Origin of the sequence: Ruficoccus amylovorans (genome assembly GCF_014230085.1) — a bacterium.
In the GTDB taxonomy this organism is placed as follows: Bacteria; Verrucomicrobiota; Verrucomicrobiia; order Opitutales; family Cerasicoccaceae; genus Ruficoccus; species Ruficoccus amylovorans.
In genome coordinates this window covers 118005-140554 of record NZ_JACHVB010000012.1, presented here as the reverse complement: position 1 = coordinate 140554, position 22550 = coordinate 118005, and the positions used below count along the sequence as shown (strand labels likewise).

The following is a 22550-nucleotide window of genomic DNA, read 5'->3' as shown; positions in this document are numbered from 1 at the left end:
CCTATTTTTGATCCTTTACCAGCATACTTATGCCAGACACAGACCCTTCGCAAAGCACCACACCCACAAACTATTCTCCCAAAAGCAATTACGACGTTGACTCCCTCGGCAAGCTCGAAGGGCTCGAAGCGGTCCGCAAACGGCCGGGGATGTATATCGGGGACCCGACCAACGGCAGCGCCCTGCACCACTGCGTGTTCGAGATCGTGGACAACTCGGTGGACGAGCACCTCGCCGGCTACTGTAACGAGATCAACATCACGATCCACATGGACGGCTCCTGCTCCGTCGAGGACGACGGACGCGGCATCCCGGTCAAGGTTCACAAGCAGTACGGCAAGACCGGCGTCGAAATGGTGCTGACCGAGCTGCACGCCGGGGGTAAGTTCGGCCAGGGCGGCTACAAGGTCTCCGGCGGTCTGCACGGCGTGGGCGCCAGTTGTGTGAACGCCGTCTCCGAATGGCTCAAGGCCGAAGTGCGCCGCGACGGCGAAATCCACCGCATGGAGTTCTCTCGCGGCAAGGTGACCGAACCGCTCAAGGTCGTCGGCAAGACCAAGTCCACCGGCACCAAGATCACCTTCCTGCCCGACACGGAGATTTTCGTCACCGCCAACGAGTTCGTTTACGAAATCCTGGCCAAGCGCCTGCGCGAGATGGCGTTCCTGAACCCGGGCGTGTCGATCAACTTCAGCGACGAACGCTCCGGCAAGAGCGAGCTGTTCAAGTTCGATCAGGGGGCGGCCCAGTACGTCACCTGGCTCAACCGCTCCAAACAGTGCCTGCACCCCGAGCCCATCCACTTCACCGGCGAGATGGCCCCGGACGACACCAAGCCCGACGAGACTGTGGCGATCGACATCGCCATGCAGTACAACGACTCGTACAACGAGCAGATCTACGCCTACGCCAACTCGATTTTCAACGGCGACGGCGGCACGCACCTTTCCGGTTTCCGCACCGCGCTCACGCGCATCATCAATAACTACGCCAAGTCCAACAAGCTCGTTAAGGACAAGGACCCGCAGATCTCCGGCGACGACGTGCGCGAAGGACTCACCGCCGTCATCTCAGTCAAGCTGTTCAACCCGTCCTTTAACAACCAGACCAAGGACAAACTCCTCAACCAGGAGGTGGACGGCATCGTGCAGCGCGTGATGGGCGACAAGCTCAAGCTCTTCTTCGAGACGAATCCGCAGATCGCCAAGAAGCTGATCGACAAGTGCCTTAACGCCGCCCGCGCCCGCGAGGCCGCCCGCAAGGCCCGCGAAACCGTCCGCAAGTCCGCCATGAGCGGAGGCGGCCTGCCCGGCAACCTGGCCGACTGCTCCGAGAAAGACCCGTCCCTGTGCGAAGTCTTCATCGTCGAGGGTGACTCCGCCGGTGGTTCGGCCAAGCAAGGCCGCGACCGGCGCTTCCAGGCGATTTTGCCGCTCTTCGGCAAGCCCCTGAACGTCGAAAAGGCCCGTCTGGACAAGATGCTCAACAACAAGTCCCTGCGCCTGCTCATCACCGCGCTGGGCACCGGCATCGGCAAGGAGGGCGACGGCTCATTCGACGTCTCCAAGGTCCGCTACCACAAGATCATCCTGATGGCGGACGCCGACGTTGACGGCTCGCACATCATGACCCTTTACCTGACGTTCTTCTTCCGCTTCATGCGGCCGCTGATCGAGCACGGCTACGTTTACATCGCCCAGCCCCCGCTCTACAAGATCAAGCGCAAGAAGCGTGAGCAGTACATCGACAACGACGCCGAGATGAACCGCATCCTGCTCGAACTCGGCTCCGAGGATGTCGTGCTGAAGCGCTTCCGCGACGACCACGAGTTCCCCGGACCCAAGGTGGACAAGATCGTCGAGACCCTCTCGCGCCTGGAGGCAATCAGCAACAGCGTCTCGCGCTTCGGATGCAGCCCGGCAGCTTACCTCGACCAGCACGACGAGGAGACGCACGAACTGCCCCAGTACATCGCCCGCATCCGCACCGGCAATGTCGAAGAGTTCGCCTTTATCCGGGACGACGACGAGCGTTCGCGCTTCTACGTCGAGCACGACATTCAGGAGGACATGTACGCGGGCATGAGTATCCGCGAGGTCACGGTGGACGGTAACACCGTCCAGCAGCGCATCTCCGTGCACGAGATCCACGAGGCCCCCGCCATCAGCAAGCTGCTCAAGGAACTGGCCAAGATCGGCCTGGACATCCGCAACTTCACCCCCTCGGAGGAAGCCCGCTACACCATCACCGAAAACGTCGGCACCAAAAACGAGAACGTGATCGAGCTGCACTCCATCCTGGAGATCGTCGGCAAGATCCGCGAGCTCGGCCGCCGCGGGCTCAACATCCAGCGATACAAGGGTCTCGGGGAAATGAACCCCAAGCAGCTCTACGAAACGACGATGGACCCGTCCAAGCGCCGCCTGCTCAAGGTGGACATCACCGACGCCGCCCACGCCGACGAAGTCTTCTCCCGCCTCATGGGCGAAGACGTCCCGGCCCGCCGGACCTTCATCGAGGACAACGCCCTCAACGCCGCCAACCTGGACGTGTAGCAATATAATTTTAAGTCACGAAGGACACAAAGAAGGCACGAAGAGCACGAAGTATTTACAAGCATGCTCGATGTGAAAACCGGCCTCTCCTCTTTGTGAACTTGGTGTCTTCTTTGTGTCCTTTGTGACCCTCTTTAACTGATTATTTCCCATGTACACCGAAAACGAACGCCTCGAACCGCGCTCCATCACGCAGATTATGGAGACGGCCTACATCGACTACTCGATGTCGGTCATTGTTTCGCGCGCCCTGCCCGACGCCCGTGACGGCCTCAAGCCCGTCCAGCGCCGCATCCTCTACGCCATGCAGGACATCGGCCTGGCGCACAACCGCCCCTTTAAAAAGTGCGCCGCCGTCGTCGGTGAGGTTCTGGGTAAATACCACCCTCACGGTGACCAGTCCGTCTATGACGCCCTCGTGCGTATGGGCCAGAGCTGGGTCATGCGCTACGGCCTGATCGACCCGCAGGGTAACTTCGGGTCCATCGACGGTGACCCGCCCGCGGCCTACCGTTATACCGAGTGCCGCCTCGCCGCCATGGCCGAGGACCTCATGCGCGACATTGACAAGGACACGGTCGATTTCGTCCCCAACTACAACGAGGAAACCGTCGAGCCCTCCGTCGTCCCCTCCGGCCTGCCGAACCTTCTGATGAACGGTTCGACCGGGATCGCCGTGGGTATGACCACGAACATCCCCCCGCACAACCTCGGGGAGCTGATCGACGCCACCTGCGCCATCATTGACAACCCGAACATCACCGTCGATGAGCTGATCCGCATCATCCCCGGCCCGGACTTCCCCACCGGCGGCACCATCGCCGGTCGCGGCGGCATCGACAGCTACATGCGCACCGGGCGCGGCATTGTCCGCATCAAGGGCACCGCGCACGTCGAGGAGGTCAAGGGCGGCAAGGAACAGATCGTCATCACGGAGATCCCCTACAACGTCAACCGCGCCAACCTCGTAACGAAGATCGCCGAGCTCGTGCACGACAAGACGATTAATGAGGTCTCCGACCTGCGCGACGAGTCTGACGAAAACACCCGCATCGTCATCGAACTCAAGCGCGACGAGTCCACCCGCGTCGTCATCAACAAGATTTCCAAGCACACGCCGTTCGAGAGCTCCTTTGGTGTGATCCTGCTGGCCCTGGACAAGCGCCGCCCCAAGCAGATGAACATCAAGGAGATGATCAGCTGTTACATCGAGCACCGGCGCGAGGTGGTTTACCGCCGCACGCAGTTCCTGCTCCAGAAGGCCGAAGACCGCGCGCACATCCTCGAAGGCTACAAGATCGCGCTCAACAACCTGGACGACTTCGTCAAGATCATCCGCTCGTGCAGCAACCGCGACGAAGCCCGCGAAAAGTTGATCGACAAGTACGCCCTCTCCGAGCGCCAGGCCAACGCCATCCTCGACATGCGCCTGTACCAGCTCACCGGGCTGGAGCGCGAGAAGATCGAGGAGGAGTACCGCCAACTCATGATTACCATCGAGGAGTACCGCTCCATCCTGGCCAGCGAACACAAGCTGCTTGCCGTCATCAAGACCGAGCTGCACGAACTCAAAATCAAGTACGAGTCCCCGCGCAAGACCCAGATCATCGGCGAGGAAGGCGAATTCCGCATGGAGGACGTCATCGCCAACGAGGGCTGCATCATCACCGTCTCGCACAAGGGCTTCATCAAACGCACCCCCGTCAGCTCGTACCGTTCGCAGCGTCGCGGCGGCAAGGGTGTGATCGGCTCCGGCCAGCATGAGGAGGATTTCACCGAGCACCTCTTCACCGCCTCCACCCACGACTACATCATGTTCTTCATGAACAATGGCCGCGTCTATGTGGAGAAGGTTTACGAGATCCCCGAAGGCACCCGCACCTCCAAGGGCCGCTCCATCGTCAACGTGCTCCAGATGCAAAAGGGCGAATCCATCGCCGCCATGATCTGCGTCAAGGAGTTCGAGGGCGAGGACAGCCTCATCATGTGCACGAAGAAGGGCATCGTGAAGCGCACCATGCTCATCGACTACCAGAACTACCGCAAGGGCGGCATCATCGGCATCAAGATCGACGAGGATGACGAACTGATCGGCTGCAAGCTGGTCAAGGACGGCGACGATGTGGTGCTCGTCACGCACCACGCCATGAGCATCCGCTTTACCATCAACGAAAGCAACGTCCGCGCCATGGGCCGCGCCACGCGCGGGGTCAAGGGCATCACCCTGAAGAAGGCGGACGATTTCGTCGAGGCCATCGAACTGGTCGATCCCAACGCCGCCCTGCTCATCGCAGGCGAGAACGGCATCGGCAAGCGCACCAGCTACGACGAATACCGCGTGCAGAGCCGCGGCGGCTCGGGCATCATCGCCACGAAGACCCAGGGCAATGTCGCCGGGGCGCTCAGCGTGCGCGAAGAGGACGAGATCATGATGTTCACGCTCGGCGGCCAGGCCGTTCGCAGCCCCGTCAAGGACATCCGCGTCATCGGCCGCGCCACCCAGGGCGTGCGCCTGATCAACCTCGCCGACGGCGACACCCTGGTGGGCATCTCCCGCATCGTGGAAGTCGAGGACGACAAGGCCGACGCCGAGTACGAGGGAGCCGATGACTCTGCCGAGGCTGCCGGAGACGACGAGTCCGACGAATCCTGAACCCATCCATAGAAACGCTTTCAAAGCCCCGTGCGCCGTTTGTGGCCACGGGGCTTTTTTCGCTCCGCGCCGAGGACAGCATTCTCCCGCGCCCCCCCCCGGTAAGATGAAGCGTTCTACTGCCCCAGCCTGTCACATGAATGCAAACTTATAGCCCTACAAGCGGTTTAAGAAATACTGTAGCCACAACCGTTAAATGGTTAAATGGCCAATTGTTAATTGTTGGATGCGGAACGGGAAAAACAACAATTAGCCATTTTAACCATTTAGCCATTCGGCCTTTTTGTGGCGGCTACGACTCTATTTATACCGCTTTCGGTGCCTGTTTCTGTCGAAACTGGTTGCACGTTGGCCCGCGTCCTGCATCTTGTCAGCTTTGATGGACTTGAAAAAAGCGATTGGAATTGAAGCGGGTAAACGTGAGACGCCATTGCGCGATCCCTTTTTGCTCGAATACGTCAACGTCAAGCTCGCCTCGCTGGGGCAACCCATTTACGGCAAGCCCACTGATTACCAGTTCATGCCGCTGGCCGGAGCCCTGCTCGGGGATTATCAGGAGAAGAGCCGCCTGCTGAGCGGACACCTCTGCCCGGTGGACATGCGCATCCAGGCCTTTATCGACGCCTACCTCTCCGAACTGGACGAGGCCGAGCCGCGCCCGCGCCTGCCCGAGAACACTCTCGTACTCGACCGCCACGGCCTGGCCCGTATGCTCTCCATCCCGCCGAACAAAGACGAGTTCCAGTCCGACATTGTGGACTCTTTCCGCGTGCAGCAGGGCGTCCTCCACAACCCCAAGAGCGACCGCCGCACGACCAAGGGCGTCTTCCACGTGACCGAGGGCGGGCTGCCCATCACGGCAGACAAAGTGGCCGTGCCGAAGGTCACTTTCGCGCGCATGCTCAAGGCCGCGCTCAACCCACCCAGCGACTTGATGCGCCTGCCGTTGACCTCCTGTCAAGAGCAGCAGGCCGAGGTCTGGGTGTCGCTCATGCTGCGCCCGACGGTCAGCCCGGACATTCCCGGCACCATTGCCAAAAAGCGCTACGAGTGCCGCTTCTTCGCCCCCGGCAACCTCGTCAGCAACCTCGATTTCGTCGAGTCGATCTTCGGCAACGCCGGGGACCCCGTCCTGCCCGAGAACGACTCCGGCCTCGACGCCAAGGGCTGGACCGGCCACACCGGCTGTGTCATTCTCGCCCCGCACCTCATTGGCATGACCAAGAAGGAGCTCGGCCTGCCCAACATCTCCGAAGCCACCGAACGCCAGAAGAAGGAAGGCATGTGCTGGGAGAAAGAGGACGAGATTTACAACGGCGGCAGCGCCTTCAAGCTCACCTGCCGCAACAGCACAGGCGTGGTTGTCACCATCATCGCGGACAACTACTTCGGCTACTGCAAGAAGGAAGTCAAAACGCAGATCAGCTACTCGGCTAACCTCTACGGCTTGGCCGAAGAGGAGCACGCCGGCGGTGCTCTCGCCTTCCCCAGCTATGACCTCGGGGAAGACTTCCGCCTGGCCACCGTGCTGCACGACCTCGACCACACCTATGAGGACGTTATCAGCCGCTTCGCCGACCTGCTTGAGCCGCAGCCGCAAGGCTACGCCATCGACCGGCATTACCCGGACGTTTACTACGTGCCCGAGGACGCCTTTTTCTCGCTCGCCGAGCAGTCCATCACCTGGACCAAGGACGGCGAGGAGCACGCCATCCGCCTCAGCCCCGGCATCACCTACGTGCTGCCCTCCGGCTACCGGGTCGAGATGGTCAAGCCCGCCGAAGGCCGTCGCTGGCGTCTCATCGGCACGACTGCCGAGGGCACCTATTGCCATAAGCCCTGCACCGTCTCCGGCGGCGGCAAGTCCGAAATCTCCAAGTCCATTTCCGACGCCATCATTTACGGCCCGGTCATCGTGACGGACTTCAAGAGCGACTTCGACAAGGTCGAGGAGATCGTCAACAAGGAGTACGGCATGCGGTTCAAGGACGCCTCGCGCAACCGCGAACACGGACGCCCCATCCTCGGCAACGAGCGCTCGCTGGGCTCCGTCATCAAGCTCTTGACCCCCTCCGCCGACTACACCGAGGAGTACAACGAGTGGCTCAAGAGCATCCCCTACTACATCAAGGAGCTGGTCTTCATCGTCAAGCGGCACTACAAGCCCGACTGGGGCAAGAACTGGCGCGAGCGTTTCCATGTTGACCTCGTCAACGGCGTCGGCGGCAACCAGCTTCGCTACCGCGAGAACCTCCTCGTCACCCAGTACCTGCGCATCGGCTTCACCGAGACGGGTGCCTGGCGTACCTTCGGGCTGCGCAAGGACTTTTACCCGTCCTTCAAGCTCCAGACCGAAGACGATATTTCGGCCTCAATCGTGATGCCACGCGAGCGCATCCCCGGCCTTCCCGCCGGGCTGCCAAACGAGTCGCTCAAGTTCATCGACAACTGCGAGTTCCGGCTCTTCCAGCGCCCCGACGAAGCCATCCACCGCGGCTACGACAAGCGCACCGAGCTGGATATGTCCCTGCCCGGCAATTTCTTTAGTAACTACCAGCCGCTCAGCCGCGAAGAGGTGCAGGCGATCCGTCAGGACAGCATCCGCTTCGACCAGTACACCAAGCCAATTAAGGAGCTGATCAACAGCTTCCTGGCCGCGGACAAGCCGGACTACCTCGTCATCCCCTCGCACCCACGCCTGGTGGACGGCAAGCCGACCAAGAACCCGCGCTACCTGCAGGACCGCGACGACCTCGTCAACCCGCGCCGCTTCTACCTCGGCGATGTCGGCACGCGGCTCTACCGCACCATCCCGACGAGCGAAGGCGTGCCGCGCCCGGTCAACGCCGTGCTGCCGGGCCGCCGGAACAACCCGCCCGAGCCGGGCATCCGCCCGCTGGCCGTCTTTAACCCCGTGCACTACCTGCCGCTGCCGGAGTTCTTCATGGAGGTCATCTCCAGCATGACGGGCAAGTCCCCCTCGACCACGGGGGCCGGTTCCGAAGGCGCGCTGACCAAGGGCCCCTTCAACTGCCTGCCGCAGATCATCGACTTGAACAACGCGCTGGTCAGCTTCGTGCTCACCGGCTACCAGCCGTTCATCACGGCGGCCGGGTACGTCGGCCCGAAGTGCCGCGTCGATCACGACATCAGCCTGCTGGTGCCCGAGATCTGGTGCCGCCTCAAGCCCGAGGAGCGTTGCCCGCAGTTCATGATCGAGCACGGCTACCTGGAGAAGTGCCCGGACGTGGAATTCGAGGGCAAAACCATCCCCTCGTCCATCCTGGGCTACCGTCTGACCGACCGCTTTGTGCGGACTTTCTTTGGACGCGTTTTCGCCAACCCCGGCTCGGTCTTCACCGAGGAGATGCTCAAGCCCGAACTTCAGGGGCTGGACCTCTTCGCCGACGGCATGGACAACATCATCGCCACCCACGAGCGGGTGGCCAAGAGCTACTTCGAGGATGGCACCATCGAAGGCGCCTGCCCGCCCCTGCGCGCCCTGCTCAAGATCATGGCCGAGGGCGATTTCGCCGCGCTGGGTGACGAGTCCTTCCGCCAGCAGTTTACGCGCGAGGCACTGATCCAGAGCGACTGGTACAAGAAGCGTCTGGAAACCCGCCAGCAGATCGAAGTGGACCTGTGGAAGAAGCACATCTCCTACCTGGAGAGCTTCCAGCACAAGCCCAGCCATCTGCGCGAAGCTGAACGGCTCGGCATCGGTGAAATGCTCGCCGACGCCCACAACACGCTGGAGGTTTACTCCTCGCCGGACCACCTCAAGCAGCTCATCGGCACCCTCGGCACAGACCCCTACGCCCACCGCGCATAACCGGCTCGTGGTGCGGAGGCGCGAACCAGCCGGAGCAGTCATCCGTTTACCAAAAAAGGAGAGGGAAATTCCCTCTCCTTTTTTCGTCTTTGGGCGCGAGTTTTTTTGTATCTCAGTGGCTTCACGTTTGGCAGGCGGGCAGCCCTGTTCACACAGAACGCGGGCAGAGAACGCCTCTACTTGGCGTAGCGTTTGAGATCGATGCCGTACTTCTTCACGCGCAGGCCCATCTTGCGTTCGGTCAGGCCGAGACGGCGGGCGGCTTCGGCCATGTTGCTGCCGGTTTCCTTGAGCGTATCGACGATCATCTCCCGCTCCACCGCCTGGATGGCATCTTCCAGCGTGGACGATTCCGATTCTCGGCGTTCGGCGGCGTTCTTTTTCTGAAGCGTAGGCGGCAGGTGGTGCGCCTTGATCGACTGCCCCTTGGAGAGCAGCACGGCACGCTCGACGCAGTTCTCCAGCTCGCGGACGTTGCCGGGCCAGTGGTAGCTCATCAGCAGGTCAATCGCCGCCGAGGAGATACGCACCGGCTTGCCCCCGGCGCGGGCGGTGTACTTGTCGATAAAGTGGTCGGCCAGCATGAGAATGTCGCAGGTGCGTTCCCGCAGCGGCGGCATGTAGATCGGGAAGACATTGAGCCGGTAGTAAAGGTCCTCGCGAAAAGTCCCCTCCTCCATCATCGCCTCCAGGTCGCGACTGGTGGCGGCGATGATGCGCACGTCCACCTTCTGCGTCTTCTGACTGCCCACGCGCTCGAACTCGCGTTCCTGCAGGACGCGCAGGAGCTTGATCTGCGTGGAGATGGAAATGTCCCCGATCTCGTCGAGAAAGATCGTGCCGCCGTGCGCCAACTCGAAGCGCCCCTTGCGCATGGCCAGCGCTCCGGTGAAGGCGCCTTTCTCGTGCCCGAAAAGCTCACTCTCGATGATTGAGTCCGGCAGCGCCGCGCAGTTGAATTTGACAAAGGGCTGTTTCTTGCGAGGGCTTTTTTCGTGGAGCGCCTTGGCCACGAGTTCCTTGCCCGTGCCGCTCTCCCCGCGAATGAGCACCGAGGTCACACTGGTGGCCACCTGCTCGATGTGGTAGTAAACCGACTGCATGAGGCTGGAGTTGCCGATCATGTTTCGCGGGCGGAAACTGTGCGCGATCTCCTTCTGGAGACGGTCGTTCTCCTCCCGCAGGCTCTGGATACGCTCGGCGGCCTGCTGACGCACGCGCGCGGCCTGGGCGATGATCGAGGCAATCATGCTCAGGATACGCAGGTCCGCCTCCCAGCCCACTTCCGGGTCGTGTGGCCGCTCGATGCTCAGCGTGCCGATGGCCTCGTTTTCGAACTTCAGTGGCACGCTCATCAGCCCGGCCTGTGGGGCGATGTTGAGCGCTTCCAGCAGCTCGGGTTCGGTCCCCTGCTCCCGGAGCCAACTCGCGAACCGGGGCACGATGACGGGGTTGCCCTTCTTGACTGTTTCCTGCAACTGCGGGCGGATCAGTCCAAGATAATCGTTCGAGCGCACCCCGCGCGGAAGCCCCACGGCCTCGGAAAGCATGAAAGCCCCCGTCTCGCGGTTGAGGATCGCGATGGTCCCGCGCTCGAGGCCGATCATGTCCTGCAAACGACGCAGCACGGGCTTTACAATATCGGTCAGGTCAAAGCTCTTTTCGAGGGTCTGGCTGATCGCAAACATCAGGCTCAGCTCCTGCACGGAACGGCAGCTCACCCCCATGGTACGATTCAGCAACTCCAGCGAGGGGCCCTCCCTCGCCAACACGCATCCCACATTTTTACAGCGATCCAGCTCAGTCATAAGTCATCACGGGTGTAGCTTACCCGGTGCCGAATCCGCTGGCTGTGAAAATTTCAGCCAATTACTGCGCCGATATACGCAGTTATAAAGCCGTCTCCAATCCGCTTAACAGTATCTGATAGGTATGAGCAGCGGGACATAGGGATGCCCGCGGATTCGATTAGATTTGCATCATCTGTCAATTAGGAAGGCTTAACAAAAACAAACCCAAGTGAACCTACATTTATGTAGGATTCGTTCCCGGCATCGCACATCGACGTAGGTTTTTCGGCCAGAACAGCGTTAACCACGGCCAGTTACTTTAAATTTATAATCAAACTATGTATTGATATTCAAATAGTTACAAAATCCACAACAACCATTGGCACGCCCTTTGCGATAGAACTGGCACCAAACAACTGACTCCGAACTCACAACTATAACAACAAGGTAAAACAATGGTTACACAGCTTGAACAGCCGGTCGCCGAAAAGGCCACGGAAAAGAAAATGCGCAAAGTCGCCATCTACGGCAAGGGCGGCATCGGCAAGTCCACCACCACGCAGAACACAGTGGCAGCGTTGGCCGAGATGGGCAAGAAGGTCATGGTCGTGGGTTGCGACCCGAAGGCCGACTCCACCCGCCTCCTGCTCGGCGGACTGGCCCAGCGCTCCGTCCTCGACACCCTCCGCGAGGAAGGCGAAGACGTCGAACTCGAAGACATCCGCTCCGGCGGCTTCTGCAACAGCCTCTGCGTGGAGTCCGGCGGTCCCGAGCCGGGAGTGGGCTGTGCCGGTCGCGGCATCATCACCTCGATCAACATGCTCGAACAGCTCGGTGCCTACGACGAGGAAAACGAGCTGGACTACGTCTTCTACGACGTGCTCGGGGACGTCGTTTGCGGCGGGTTCGCCATGCCGATCCGTGAGGGCAAGGCCGAGGAAATCTACATCGTCTGCTCGGGCGAAATGATGGCCATGTACGCCGCCAACAACATTTGCAAAGGTATCATGAAGTTTGCCGAAACCGGCGTCGTCCGCCTCGGCGGCCTCATCTGCAACAGCCGCAAGGTTGACCGTGAGGACGAGCTGATCGAAAACTTCGCCAAGCGCCTGGGCACGCAGATGGTGCACTTCGTTCCGCGCGACAACGACGTGCAGCGCGCCGAGATCAACCGCAAGACGGTCATCGACTGGAACCCGAACTGCCCGCAGGCCGACGAGTACCGCACCCTCGCCCGCAACATCGACAACAACCAGCTCAAGGTCATCCCGAAGCCGCTGGCCATCGACGAACTCGAAAGCCTCCTCATGGAGTACGGCCTGTTCAACTAAGACAGGCACCTCTCCAGTTCAAACCACACCGAGGGCGAACCAAGCTCCCTGCTCTGGGACGAGCGCGTACGCGCCCTTCTTAGCGAACAACCACCAAACGACAAGTTTCATCATGTCTGAAGAAAACAGCAACACCTCCCCGATGGGGAGATACGGCCCGGATGCCGCGACCGCCCGCGAGGAAATGCTGAAGGTCTATCCGCGAAAGACCCAGCGCAAGCGCGGCAAGCAGATGCTGGTCAACGAAAACCCCGCCACTCCGGCGGAGATCGGGGCCAACAGCCGCACCGTCCCCGGCATCATCACCCAGCGCGGGTGCTCCTATGCCGGTTGTAAGGGGGTCGTCATCGGCCCCATTTACGACATCCTGCACATCACTCACGGTCCCATCGGCTGCGGGTGGTACAGCTGGCTCTCACGTCGTAACATCACCAAGATCCGCGCCGACGGCGAAGTTAACTTCCTCCAGTACAGCATGTCCACCGACATGCAGGAGGACCACATTGTCTTCGGCGGGGAGAAGCAGCTCGCCGCCGCCATTCAGGAGGCTTACGACGAGTTCCACCCGAAGGCGATCAGCGTGTACGCCACCTGCCCGGTCGGGCTCATCGGCGACGATATCCACACCGTCTGTCGCCAGATGAAGGAAAAGCTCGGGATCAACATCTTCGGGTTCTCCTGCGAGGGCTACAAGGGCGTCAGCCAGTCAGCCGGTCACCACATCGCCAACAACGGGGTCTTCAAGCACATGATCGGGCTGGACGACTCCCCCGTCGAGGCGAAGTACAAGATCAACATTCTCGGCGAGTACAACATCGGCGGGGACGCCTGGGAGATCGACCGCGTGCTCAAGCTCTGCGGCATCCACATCATCGGCACCCTCTCGGGCGGGGTCAGCTACGACGAGATCTGCAACTGCCACATGGCCGACCTCAACGTCGTCATGTGCCACCGCTCCATCAACTACATGGCCGAGATGATGGAGGAAAAGTTCGGCATCCCGTGGTTCAAGGTCAACTTCATCGGCCTTGAGGGCACGAAGAAGTCCCTGCGCAAGATCGCCCAGTACTTCGGGGACAAGGAGCTCATCGACCGCGTCGAGGAAGTCATCGCCGCCGAGATGGCCGAAGTCCGCCCCGTACTCGACGACATCCGCACCCGTACCACCGGGAAGACCGCCGCGCTCTTCGTCGGAGGCAGCCGCGCCCACCACTACCAGGACCTGTTCAACGACATGGACATGCAGGTCATCGCCGCCGGTTACGAGTTCGCCCACCGTGACGACTACGAAGGCCGCGACGTGCTCCCGCACATCAAGATCGACGCCGACTCCCGCAACATCGAGGAGCTCGTTGTCACGGCCGATGAAACGCGCTTCGACGCCGCCAAGCCCGAGAAGAAAAAAGCGCTCGAAGAGAGCGGTTTCACCTTCAGCGACTACGAGGGCATGATGCGCCAGATGGCCAAGGACACGCTCGTCATCGACGACATCTCGCACCACGAGATGGAGAAGCTGATCGAGATGTACCACCCCGACGTAATCGGCTCGGGCATCAAGGACAAGTACGTTATCGAAAAGATGGGCGTGCCCTGCAAGCAGCTCCACTCCTACGACTACGGTGGCCCCTACGCCGGATTCAAGGGGGCTGCTAACTTCTATAAGGACATAGATCGCATGACCTCGACCAAGGTCTGGAAACTCGCCCGCGCCCCCTGGCACGAGGGAGGCTCCGCACCCGCCGCGGAGAAAGAGCCCGCCACCGCCGGCGCCTGATCCGATAGCCCCTCAACAACAAGCAACAGGAGACACTTATCATGTTAGACGGAACCACCTCAGAAATCCGCGAGCGCAAGGCGCTCCGCATCAATCCTGCCAAGACCTGCCAGCCCATCGGTGCCATGTACGCCGCTCTGGGCATTAACAAGTGCATGCCGCATTCGCACGGCTCGCAGGGCTGCTGCGCCTACCATCGCAGCCAGCTCACCCGCCACCATAAGGACCCGGTCGTCGCCACCACCAGTTCCTTTACCGAGGGCGCGTCAGTCTTCGGCGGTATGGCCAACCTGAAAACCGCGATCAACAATATCTTTACCATCTACGAGCCGGACATCATCGCGGTCCACACGACCTGCCTCTCCGAGGTCATCGGTGACGACATTCCGATGATTATCAAAAAGTCCGCCGAGGATGGCATCATCCCCGAGGGCAAGCTGGTCATCCACACCAACACCCCGAGCTTCGCGGGCAGCCATGTGACGGGCTTCGCCAACCAGTGCACTGCCTTCGTCAAGTACTTGGCTGAGTCCGCCGGCGAAACCAAAAACGTGGTCAACATCATGCCCGGCTGGGTCGAGCCGGCGGACATGCGCGAGATCAAACGCATCGCGGAGATGGTCGGTGTCGAGTACATCCTCGCACCCGACACCTCCGACGTGCTCGACTCCCCGCATGACGGCAAGTACCACATGTATCCGGACGGCGGTACCACCATTGCCCAGCTCAAGGCCATGGGTGACAGTTTCCTCACCATCGCCCTCGGCCCGCTCGCCAGCGGTCCCGCCGCCACTGAGCTGGAAAAGAAGTGCAAAGTACCGAACAAGGTGCTCGAACTTCCAATCGGGGTAAAGGCGACCGACGAGTACGTCAACGCCCTGCGCCTGGCCGGGGACACCACAGTCCCCTCCGCTCTGGAGAAAGAGCGCGGCCGTCTGATCGACATGATCAGCGACATGTCCCAGTACCTGCACAACCTACGGGTGGCGATCTTCGGCGATCCGGACCACCTCACGAGCATGGTCAGCTTTTTGGTCGAAATGGGCGCCAAGCCCATGATCGTCATCACCGGCACGCCCGGCAAAAAGTGGGAAACCAAGATGCAGGAAATCTGCGCCGAGACCAATCCCGACACGCAGTTCCTCGCCTTCAGCGACATCCACTACATGCACCAGTGGATCAAAAACAACCCGGTCGATCTGATCATGGGCAACACCTTCGGCAAGTACGTCGCGCGCACGGAAAACCTTCCCTATGTGCGCTTCGGCTTCCCCATCCTCGACCGCGTCGGCCACCGGGCCTTTCCCACGGTCGGCTACGCGGGCGGCATGCGCATCATCGAGAAGATCACGGACGCGGTCTTCGACAAGCGCGACCGCGAGGACCCTGACCACGAAGTCGAGCTGGTGCTCTGATTAGGACCGTTTACGCCAGATAATACATGCAATCAAAACTGAGATAATCAGATAACCATAATCCGCCCTACGCCGAGATGGAACCGTCTATAATAACAGTCCTCAACGATCAGGCTAATCACGAACTTCTTTCAGCCCACTGTTATGAAGCTATGGCCTACTGGTGTCAGTCACGTGACTACACCGGTTTTGCCAAATTCTTCTTCGCCCAGGCAGCCGAAGAACGTGAACACGGGGCCAGATTCTTCAAACATCTGCTGGACCGCGGTGTCCAGCCAAAGGTCGGTTCCATCGAGGCGCCGCGGGGTGAGTTCACCTCCCTCAACGAGCTTGCCTGCTACGCGCAGAAGCTGGAGCAGCAGAACAGCTCCAACATCCGCCAGTGCTATTCGCTCGCCCTGGAGGCGAAGGACTTCGACTCACAGCCCATGCTGATGTGGTTCATCGGCGAGCAGGTAGAGGAGGAAGCCTGGGCCGCAAAAATGATCACCCTGGTAGCCCGCGCCGAGTGCGCCGGCTCCATTTACGCCCTTGATCGGCATATAGTCAAGGAGTTCGAAGACGGCTGATTCATGACCGAAAAATTATAGCTCTATTATAATTTTATAAATAAGACAAAAAACCTAAAACAACGAACATCAGGCACGCTTAAAGCTTAACCTTAATTACCGATGAACAGCGTCAACACACCCAGTTCAATTCGCGTACTTGAGGAGCGGTCGGGCCAGGTCTGGACCAAGGGGTCGGGCAAGGAATTTTCTTGCGACAAAAAGAGCGCCGCCGGTTCCGTCACCCAGCGCGCGTGCGCCTTCTGCGGCTCGCGAGTCGTGCTCTACCCCATCGCCGACGCGCTGCACATCGTCCACGGCCCGATCGGGTGCGCGGTTTATAACTGGGACATCCGCGGCTCCCTTTCATCCGGTCCGCAGCTCAACCGCAACAGCTTCTCGACCGACCTGGCGGAAAAGGAAGTCATCTTCGGCGGCGAGAAAAAGCTCAAGGCTTCGCTCATCGAGCTGATCCATTATTACCGCCCCAAGGCAACCTTTGTTTACTCGACCTGCATCGTCGGCCTCATCGGTGACGATGTCGAAGCGGTCTGCAAGCAGGTCACAAAGGAAACCGGCATCGACTGCATCCAGGTCGATTCGCCCGGCTTCAAGGGTACGAAAAAGAGCGGCTACCAGGCCGCCTGCGAAGCTGCTTACAAGCTCGTTGGCACCGGAGACACCAGCGGTATTTCCCCCTACAGTATTAACCTGCTGGGTGAGTTCAACATCGCCGGGGAAGCCTGGATGATCCGGGGCTACTTTGAGAAAATCGGCATCCAGGTCGTCTCCACCATCACCGGCGATGGCCGGGTGGACGACCTGCGCCGCTGCCACGGGGCGAAGCTGAACCTCGTGCAGTGTTCCGGGTCGATGACCCACCTTTCCAAACTGCTCAAAGATAACTACGGCATCCCGATGGAGCGTGTCTCCTTCTTCGGTTTCGAGGATACAGCCCGTGCTATCTACACCGCCGCCGAGCACTTCGGCGACCCTGAGCTGCTGCGCCGTGCCGAGGAGCTTGTCCGCGAGGAAATCTCCCTCTACGCGCCGAAGCTCAAGCAGTACAAAAAGCGCCTCAAAGGCAAAAAAGCCGCCCTCTATGTGGGCGGCGCATTCAAGGCCTTCTCGCTCGTGCTCGCGCTGCGGGCGCTGGGGATGAAGACCGTGCTCGCCGGCACCCAAACCGGCAGTGCCGAGGATTACGAACAGCTCAAGGAAATCTGCGACCAAGGCACCGTCATCGTGGACGACTCCAACCCTTTGGAACTGGCCAAGTTTGTTCTGGAAAAAGACGTAGACCTTTTCATCGGCGGCGTCAAGGAGCGCCCTATCGCCTTCAAGCTCGGGGTCGCCTTCTGCGACCACAACCACGAGCGCAAGATCCCGCTGGCAGGATTCGAGGGGATGCTTCACTTCGCCGAGGAGGTCGCCAACAGCGCCTGCTCGCCGGTCTGGAAGTTCGCCCCCCGCCGCCAGGTCAAGGCCCTGCGCCTGCCCGGCTCTGATGAATCCGCCAATCAAGATCCAGGTACACTCGCCAGCAAAGGAGGTGCGGCATGAACATATGTAAAGGAAATCCCGATACACTAACCACCACCGGCGAACGCACCGAAGGTCCGCTACCGGCCGCCGCCACCCGTAACGCCTGCAAGCTATGCACCCCGCTCGGGGCAGCTATGGTCTTCAAGGGCGTGCGCGGCTGCCTGCCTTTTCTCCACGGTTCGCAGGGCTGCGCGACATACATCCGCCGCTACATGATCAGCCACTTTCGCGAGCCGGTGGACATCGCCTCGTCCAGCTTCTCCGAGGATGATGCGATCTTTGGCGGCGCGAAGAATTTCGCCCAGGGGGTGGACAATGTCATCCATCAGTACGCCCCCGAGCTCATCGGCGTCGCCACGACCTGTCTCTCCGAGACCATCGGTGACAACATGCTCGGCATGATCAAGACCTATCAGGACAAGCACTGCGGCGACGGCCCGCCGCTGGTCCACGTCTCGACCCCCGCCTACACCGGCACCCACAGCGACGGCTATTACTCGGCCATCCGCGAGCTTATAAAAGCCTTCGCCCAGCCCACGCGTATCACCCAGCCGCGCATGGTCAACATCCTCCCGGCCATGATGTCGTGCGCGGACCTGCGCCACCTGCGCGAGATCTGCGCCTTGTACGAACTTGAGGCTACCATCTTGCCCGACTACAGCTCAACGCTGGAAGGCGGAAGCTGGGAGTGTTACCACCGGATTTCTCCCGGCGGCACTTCGCTGGACGAGATTTCCGAAATGGCCACCGCCGCCGCCACTCTTGAGATCGGGCACACGCAGGCGGTGGACAAAGACAGCGCCGGCTCCTGGCTCGAACGGGAGCGCGGCGTGCGCTGCGACGCCCTCGGCTGGCCCATCGGCATCCGCCTGAGCGATCAGTTTTTCGCCGCGATGGCCACCGCCTCAAACCGCCCGATGCCCGCCATCCTCGCGGACGAACGCGGGCGACTGGTGGATGCCTACGTGGACGCGCATAAGTACGTCTCCGGCAAGCGGGCCGCCATTTTTGGTGAACCGGACCTGGTCGTCGGGCTGGCCGCGTTCATGAGCGAGATCGGCGTTCGCCCGGTCATTTGCGCCACTGGATCCAAAGTCAAAAAATGGAAAGAGCTGCTCGCCTCCGAGATAGAAGGCGGCACCGCCGATGTTGAAATCCTGTCCGACGCCGATCATGCCAAGCTGGCCGAGGCCGCTCGCACCCTGAAGCCCGACATCATCCTCGGTTCCAGCAAAGGCTATCCGCTCGCCCGCGAACTAAAGATCCCGCTCGTCCGTATCGGCTTTCCGATACACGACCGCATCGGGGCTCAGCGCATGCTCAGCGTCGGCTACCGGGGGACACTGGAGCTTTTCGACCGGGTGGCCAACGCCCTGCTCGAAAGTCGCCAGGACGATTCGGCAACCGGCTACAGTTACCTCTAAAACACACCGCTACTTTACACTACCCGGCACAGCCAGAGAGGAAAACATCATGACCACAGCGACTGCGACGAACATCGACCCTTCGGAAATCAACCTCGACAACCACCCGTGCTTCAGCAAGGGGGCCTGCGCTACTTATGGGCGCATCCACCTGCCTATCGCGCCGAAGTGCAACATCCAGTGCAACTACTGCAACCGCGATTTTGACTGTGTCAACGAAAGCCGACCCGGTGTCACCTCCGCCGTACTTTCCCCCGGACAGGCGCTTGCCTACCTCGATAAAGTCATGGAGATGCGAGACGACATAGCAGTCGTTGGCATCGCCGGCCCGGGCGACCCTTTCGCCAACCCGACGGAGACGATGGAGACCTTCCGGCTCGTGCGGGAGAAGTACCCGAAGATGATTCTCTGCCTCTCCACCAACGGTCTCGGACTGACCGAAAACTACGTCCGCGAGCTGGCCGAGTTGAAAGTCTCGCACGTCACCATCACCATGAACGGTGTGGACCCGGAAATCGCGGGGCAGGTCTATGCCTGGGCGCGCCACGACAAGCGCATCTACCGCCACCGCCAGGCGGGCGAACTCATGATCGAGAGCCAGCTCCAGGCCATCCGCTGGATCAAGCAGTACGGCATGATTGCCAAAGTAAACTCGATCATCGTCCCCGGCGTCAACGACACGCACCTGCCGCAGATTGCCAAAACGGTCTCCTCGCTGGGCGCGGACATCATGAACTGCATCCCGCTCTTGCCCACGGCTGAAACGGTTTTTGAGAACCTTCCCGAACCGGATGCCAAGATGCGATTCGGCGTACGGCTCAAGTGCGGCGAGCACATCAACCTGATGACGCACTGCGCGCGCTGCCGCGCCGACGCGGTGGGCCGGCTGGGCCAGCAGAACACCGAGGAGATTCAGCAGCTGATCCGCGACTGCTCACGGCTCCCGCTGAACCCCCAGGAGACCCGCGAGTACGTGGCTGTGGCCACCCGCGAGGGCATGCTCGTAAACCAGCACTTGGGCGAAGCGCGTGAGTTCACCATCTTCGCGGTCGATCCCGGTGACGAGGAGGAGTTTATCGCCGTCGAGAAGCGCACCGCCCCGGAGGCAGGCTGCGGCGACCGGCGCTGGCTGGAACTCGCCACGATGCTTCAGGACTGCCGGGCCGTTCTGGTCAATGCCGCCGGTTCAACCCCAAAGCAGGCGCTCAAGGCAGGAGGCATCCGCGTGATTGAGATGGAGGGAATGATTGACGCCGGGCTGGCGGCCGTCTTTCACGGGACGGAGCTCCCCCCGAGCCTGGTCCGCAGTTTCAAGGGGTGCGGCTCCGGCGTCAGTTGCGGGGGCGACGGGACCGGCTGCGGCTGAGCACGCGTCGAGAGCCTTGTATTCAAATTCAATGACACAACCAACGATTAACCATTAGCAATCAATCTGACCTTAATCATGAATAAGCCCGAACATCACCTGTTCATCTGCGGCAGTGCCCGCGCCTCCGGCGAACTCAAAGGCGTGTGCTGCAACAAGGAATCCATCAACCTGCTCTCCTACGCTCAGGGCGAGGTGCAGGACCGCATGCTCAACGGCGTGGAGGTGTCCATGACCGGCTGCCTTAACATGTGTACACGCGGCCCGGTCATCATCGACTACCCCGCCGGTCATTTCTACGAGAAAGCGACCGAAGAGCTGATTGATGAGATACTCGACTCGATAGAAGATGGCGAGGTCTGCAAGACCAACCTCATTTCCGAAGACTGACCACAACCATCCAACATAAAATACATGAAAATATCCGCACGCAATCAACTGAAGGGCAAAGTCGTCTCTATTGAAAAGGGCTCGGTTAATTCCGAAGTCGTCATCGCCCTGGCAGGCGGCGAGGAGGTCGTCAGCATCATCACGAACCACGCAGTGGAGTCGCTCGGCCTGAGTGTCGGTGGCTGCGCGGTCGCCGTCATCAAGGCCAGCAGCGTCCTGCTCGGCATAGAGGACTAACATTCGTGAAACACACTCGCTATCTGATCGACACCACCCTGCGCGACGGCGAACAGGCGGCGGGCGTTGTTTTCACCCTTGCAGAAAAGATGGCCATCGCCCGCCAACTCGCCGAGGCCGGCGTGACCGAGCTGGAGGTGGGCATCCCCGTCATGGGCCCGAATGAGGTAGAGCACATCCAGGCCATCATCGCCCAGCGCCTTCCCTGCCGCCTCACGACGTGGGGGCGCGCCACCCATCAGGACCTGGAGGCTGCGGCCCAGACCGGGGCTGACGGGTTTCACTTTTCTCTGCCCGCCAGCGCCCTGCACATGCGTATCTGGAAAAAAGATGCGGCGTGGGCGCTGGCCATGCTTTCAGAACTGGCGTGCGAGGCGAAGCGCCATTTCACCTACTTCAGCGTGGGCGCACAGGACGCTTCCCGGGCCGATCCGGGTTATCTCGTCGAGTTTGCGCAGGCGGCCGAGTCCGTCGGCGCGCGCCGGTTACGACTGGCCGATACCGTCGGCTGTCTTAACCCGCAGAGCACGATGGATCTCATCCGCGCAATCCGAGGTGCCACAGACATGGAAATCGAGTTCCACGGGCACAACGACCTCGGTATGGCCGTGGGTAATACCGTGGCCGCGTTTATCGCGGGGGCCGATTGCGCCAGTGTAACCGTCAACGGCCTCGGTGAACGCGCCGGTAACGCCGCCCTCGAAGTCACCGCTGCCGCTTTGCGACACACGGCTGACATGGATCTGGGCATAAATTTTAAAAGCTTCGCCGCACTGAGCGACCTCGTCGCCAACGCCTCCGGGCGCCGCCTGGCCTGGGATAAGCCGGTCACCGGCGCGGGGTGTTTTCAGCACGAGTCCGGCATCCACTGCCGCGGCCTGGCAGAAGATCGCGCCAGCTACGAGACCGTGCGTGCCGAGGATGTCGGTCGCGCGCGGCAGTCTTTTGTCATCGGCCGCCACAGCGGGTCAGCCGCGCTTGCGCAAGCCGCGACCGAACTGGGCACACCGCTCACCCGTACGCTGGCGCAGGATCTTTTGCCTCTTGTCCGCCGCGAGGCCGAACGTCTCGGACGCGGGCTTTCGAGCGAGGAGTTTAAACACGCCCTGGAGAACTTTCTTCTTAATCACAACGAGGTCTGGTCATGAGTTTTTGGCTTTATCACTGCGAAAACAACCACTACACCCGGCTCGGCCCGGTCAAACTGACCGGAGAGGACGGGCTGCTCGCGCGCTACCTCTTGCAGCACACGAGCGCCGATACGCCTTACACCTGGAACCTGATAAACAAGGATCTCATCCCGCTGATCGACCCGAAGCTTCCGGCGGACACGCACCTGATCGTGCTCGACATGCTGCCCGAAAGCCTGACCGAAGTCAGCCTCCACCGCGTGTTCGCGATCCAGGGAAGCTCCGAGGAGGACAGTTCGGACGTCGTACTGGCCTGCAAGATCCTTTATCAGGGCTCGCCCGGCAGCCTCGGCCAGACCTTTAAAGACGACTTCTCCTGTGAGCCGCCCGCTGACAACCGCCAGATGCTGGAGGCGCTCGGCCTCACCGGAGGTATCGCCGGGGGCAGGTTTCGCTGGAGCCGCCCGAAGATGAACATAGGCGCCACAGTCTGCACCTGAACCGCCTAATCAGCCTCCCGCCATCCACTCCGACCACAGCCTTTAAACAACAGCCAACCC

Annotated in this window: 15 protein-coding genes; 14 read left to right on the top strand and 1 reads right to left on the bottom strand. The window is 60.9% G+C overall.

The genetic code is table 11. The annotated features are described in order from the left end of the window. Window positions 1-29 precede the first annotated feature (29 nt). The 3 genes from gyrB (at window position 30) to H5P28_RS01640 (ending at window position 9040) form a co-directional block, all read left to right on the top strand. Window positions 30-2555, top strand: coding sequence for a DNA topoisomerase (ATP-hydrolyzing) subunit B (gene gyrB, locus H5P28_RS01650; protein WP_185673959.1), 2526 nt, complete (start codon window positions 30-32; stop codon window positions 2553-2555). Between the two features lie 151 nt (window positions 2556-2706). Further along, complete coding sequence (gene gyrA, locus H5P28_RS01645) at window positions 2707-5208, top strand: DNA gyrase subunit A (protein ID WP_185673958.1); 2502 nt, start codon at window positions 2707-2709, stop codon at window positions 5206-5208. Between the two features lie 379 nt (window positions 5209-5587). Then, a complete protein-coding gene (locus H5P28_RS01640) occupies window positions 5588-9040 on the top strand; it encodes a PPi-type phosphoenolpyruvate carboxykinase family protein (protein WP_185673957.1) in 3453 nt (1150 codons plus the stop codon). 176 nt (window positions 9041-9216) lie between these two features. Here the strand turns inward: H5P28_RS01640 and H5P28_RS19850 are convergent, their stop codons facing one another. Then, window positions 9217-10848 carry a sigma-54-dependent Fis family transcriptional regulator gene (locus tag H5P28_RS19850; RefSeq protein WP_221773328.1) on the bottom strand — a complete coding sequence of 544 codons (1632 nt, stop codon included), beginning with the start codon at window positions 10846-10848 and terminating at the stop codon, window positions 9217-9219. A gap of 488 nt (window positions 10849-11336) precedes the next feature. Between H5P28_RS19850 and nifH the strand changes: the two genes are divergently transcribed. From nifH to H5P28_RS01580, 11 genes are all read left to right on the top strand, one after another. After that, a complete protein-coding gene (gene nifH / locus H5P28_RS01630) occupies window positions 11337-12161 on the top strand; it encodes a nitrogenase iron protein (RefSeq protein WP_185674244.1) in 825 nt (274 codons plus the stop codon). 112 nt (window positions 12162-12273) lie between these two features. Beyond that, complete coding sequence (gene nifD, locus H5P28_RS01625) at window positions 12274-13935, top strand: nitrogenase molybdenum-iron protein alpha chain (RefSeq protein WP_246455535.1); 1662 nt, start codon at window positions 12274-12276, stop codon at window positions 13933-13935. 38 nt (window positions 13936-13973) lie between these two features. Next, a complete protein-coding gene (locus H5P28_RS01620) occupies window positions 13974-15350 on the top strand; it encodes a nitrogenase component 1 (protein ID WP_425504435.1) in 1377 nt (458 codons plus the stop codon). A 77-nt stretch (window positions 15351-15427) separates the two neighbouring features. After that, window positions 15428-15919, top strand: a complete 492-nt coding sequence (locus H5P28_RS01615) for a ferritin (RefSeq protein ID WP_185673955.1) — start codon at window positions 15428-15430, stop codon at window positions 15917-15919. 102 nt (window positions 15920-16021) lie between these two features. After that, on the top strand, window positions 16022-17461 hold the full coding sequence (gene nifE / locus H5P28_RS01610; protein ID WP_185673954.1) for a nitrogenase iron-molybdenum cofactor biosynthesis protein NifE: 1440 nt from the start codon (window positions 16022-16024) through the stop codon (window positions 17459-17461). Further along, window positions 17458-18867 (top strand): nitrogenase component 1, encoded by a 1410-nt coding sequence (locus H5P28_RS01605; protein WP_185673953.1) that lies wholly within the window; start codon window positions 17458-17460, stop codon window positions 18865-18867. The genes nifE and H5P28_RS01605 overlap by 4 nt, the downstream gene beginning before the upstream one ends. 49 nt (window positions 18868-18916) lie before the next feature. Further along, window positions 18917-20233, top strand: coding sequence for a radical SAM protein (locus H5P28_RS01600; protein ID WP_185673952.1), 1317 nt, complete (start codon window positions 18917-18919; stop codon window positions 20231-20233). Between the two features lie 78 nt (window positions 20234-20311). After that, window positions 20312-20623 carry a (2Fe-2S) ferredoxin domain-containing protein gene (locus H5P28_RS01595; RefSeq protein WP_185673951.1) on the top strand — a complete coding sequence of 104 codons (312 nt, stop codon included), beginning with the start codon at window positions 20312-20314 and terminating at the stop codon, window positions 20621-20623. Window positions 20624-20647: 24 nt separating this feature from the next. Then, window positions 20648-20860, top strand: a complete 213-nt coding sequence (locus H5P28_RS01590; protein WP_185673950.1) for a TOBE domain-containing protein — start codon at window positions 20648-20650, stop codon at window positions 20858-20860. Between the two features lie 5 nt (window positions 20861-20865). Further along, window positions 20866-22008 carry a homocitrate synthase/isopropylmalate synthase family protein gene (locus H5P28_RS01585; RefSeq protein WP_185673949.1) on the top strand — a complete coding sequence of 381 codons (1143 nt, stop codon included), beginning with the start codon at window positions 20866-20868 and terminating at the stop codon, window positions 22006-22008. Continuing rightward, window positions 22005-22490: a hypothetical protein gene (locus H5P28_RS01580; protein ID WP_185673948.1), complete on the top strand. Its 486-nt coding sequence runs from the start codon at window positions 22005-22007 to the stop codon at window positions 22488-22490. Before H5P28_RS01585 ends, H5P28_RS01580 begins: the two co-directional genes overlap by 4 nt. The last annotated feature ends 60 nt before the right edge of the window (window positions 22491-22550 follow it).

Excerpts from the sequence above, each read along its gene's own strand:
- gyrB (WP_185673959.1), top strand. The coding sequence starts at position 30 with ATGCCAGACACAGACCCTTCGCAAAGCACCACACCCACAAACTATTCT.
- gyrA (WP_185673958.1), top strand. The coding sequence starts at position 2,707 with ATGTACACCGAAAACGAACGCCTCGAACCGCGCTCCATCACGCAGATT.
- H5P28_RS01640 (WP_185673957.1), top strand. The coding sequence starts at position 5,588 with ATGGACTTGAAAAAAGCGATTGGAATTGAAGCGGGTAAACGTGAGACG.
- H5P28_RS19850 (WP_221773328.1), bottom strand. The coding sequence starts at position 10,848 with ATGACTGAGCTGGATCGCTGTAAAAATGTGGGATGCGTGTTGGCGAGG.
- nifH (WP_185674244.1), top strand. The coding sequence starts at position 11,337 with ATGCGCAAAGTCGCCATCTACGGCAAGGGCGGCATCGGCAAGTCCACC.
- nifD (WP_246455535.1), top strand. The coding sequence starts at position 12,274 with ATGTCTGAAGAAAACAGCAACACCTCCCCGATGGGGAGATACGGCCCG.
- H5P28_RS01615 (WP_185673955.1), top strand. The coding sequence starts at position 15,428 with ATGGAACCGTCTATAATAACAGTCCTCAACGATCAGGCTAATCACGAA.
- nifE (WP_185673954.1), top strand. The coding sequence starts at position 16,022 with ATGAACAGCGTCAACACACCCAGTTCAATTCGCGTACTTGAGGAGCGG.
- H5P28_RS01605 (WP_185673953.1), top strand. The coding sequence starts at position 17,458 with ATGAACATATGTAAAGGAAATCCCGATACACTAACCACCACCGGCGAA.
- H5P28_RS01600 (WP_185673952.1), top strand. The coding sequence starts at position 18,917 with ATGACCACAGCGACTGCGACGAACATCGACCCTTCGGAAATCAACCTC.
- H5P28_RS01595 (WP_185673951.1), top strand. The coding sequence starts at position 20,312 with ATGAATAAGCCCGAACATCACCTGTTCATCTGCGGCAGTGCCCGCGCC.
- H5P28_RS01590 (WP_185673950.1), top strand. The coding sequence starts at position 20,648 with ATGAAAATATCCGCACGCAATCAACTGAAGGGCAAAGTCGTCTCTATT.
- H5P28_RS01580 (WP_185673948.1), top strand. The coding sequence starts at position 22,005 with ATGAGTTTTTGGCTTTATCACTGCGAAAACAACCACTACACCCGGCTC.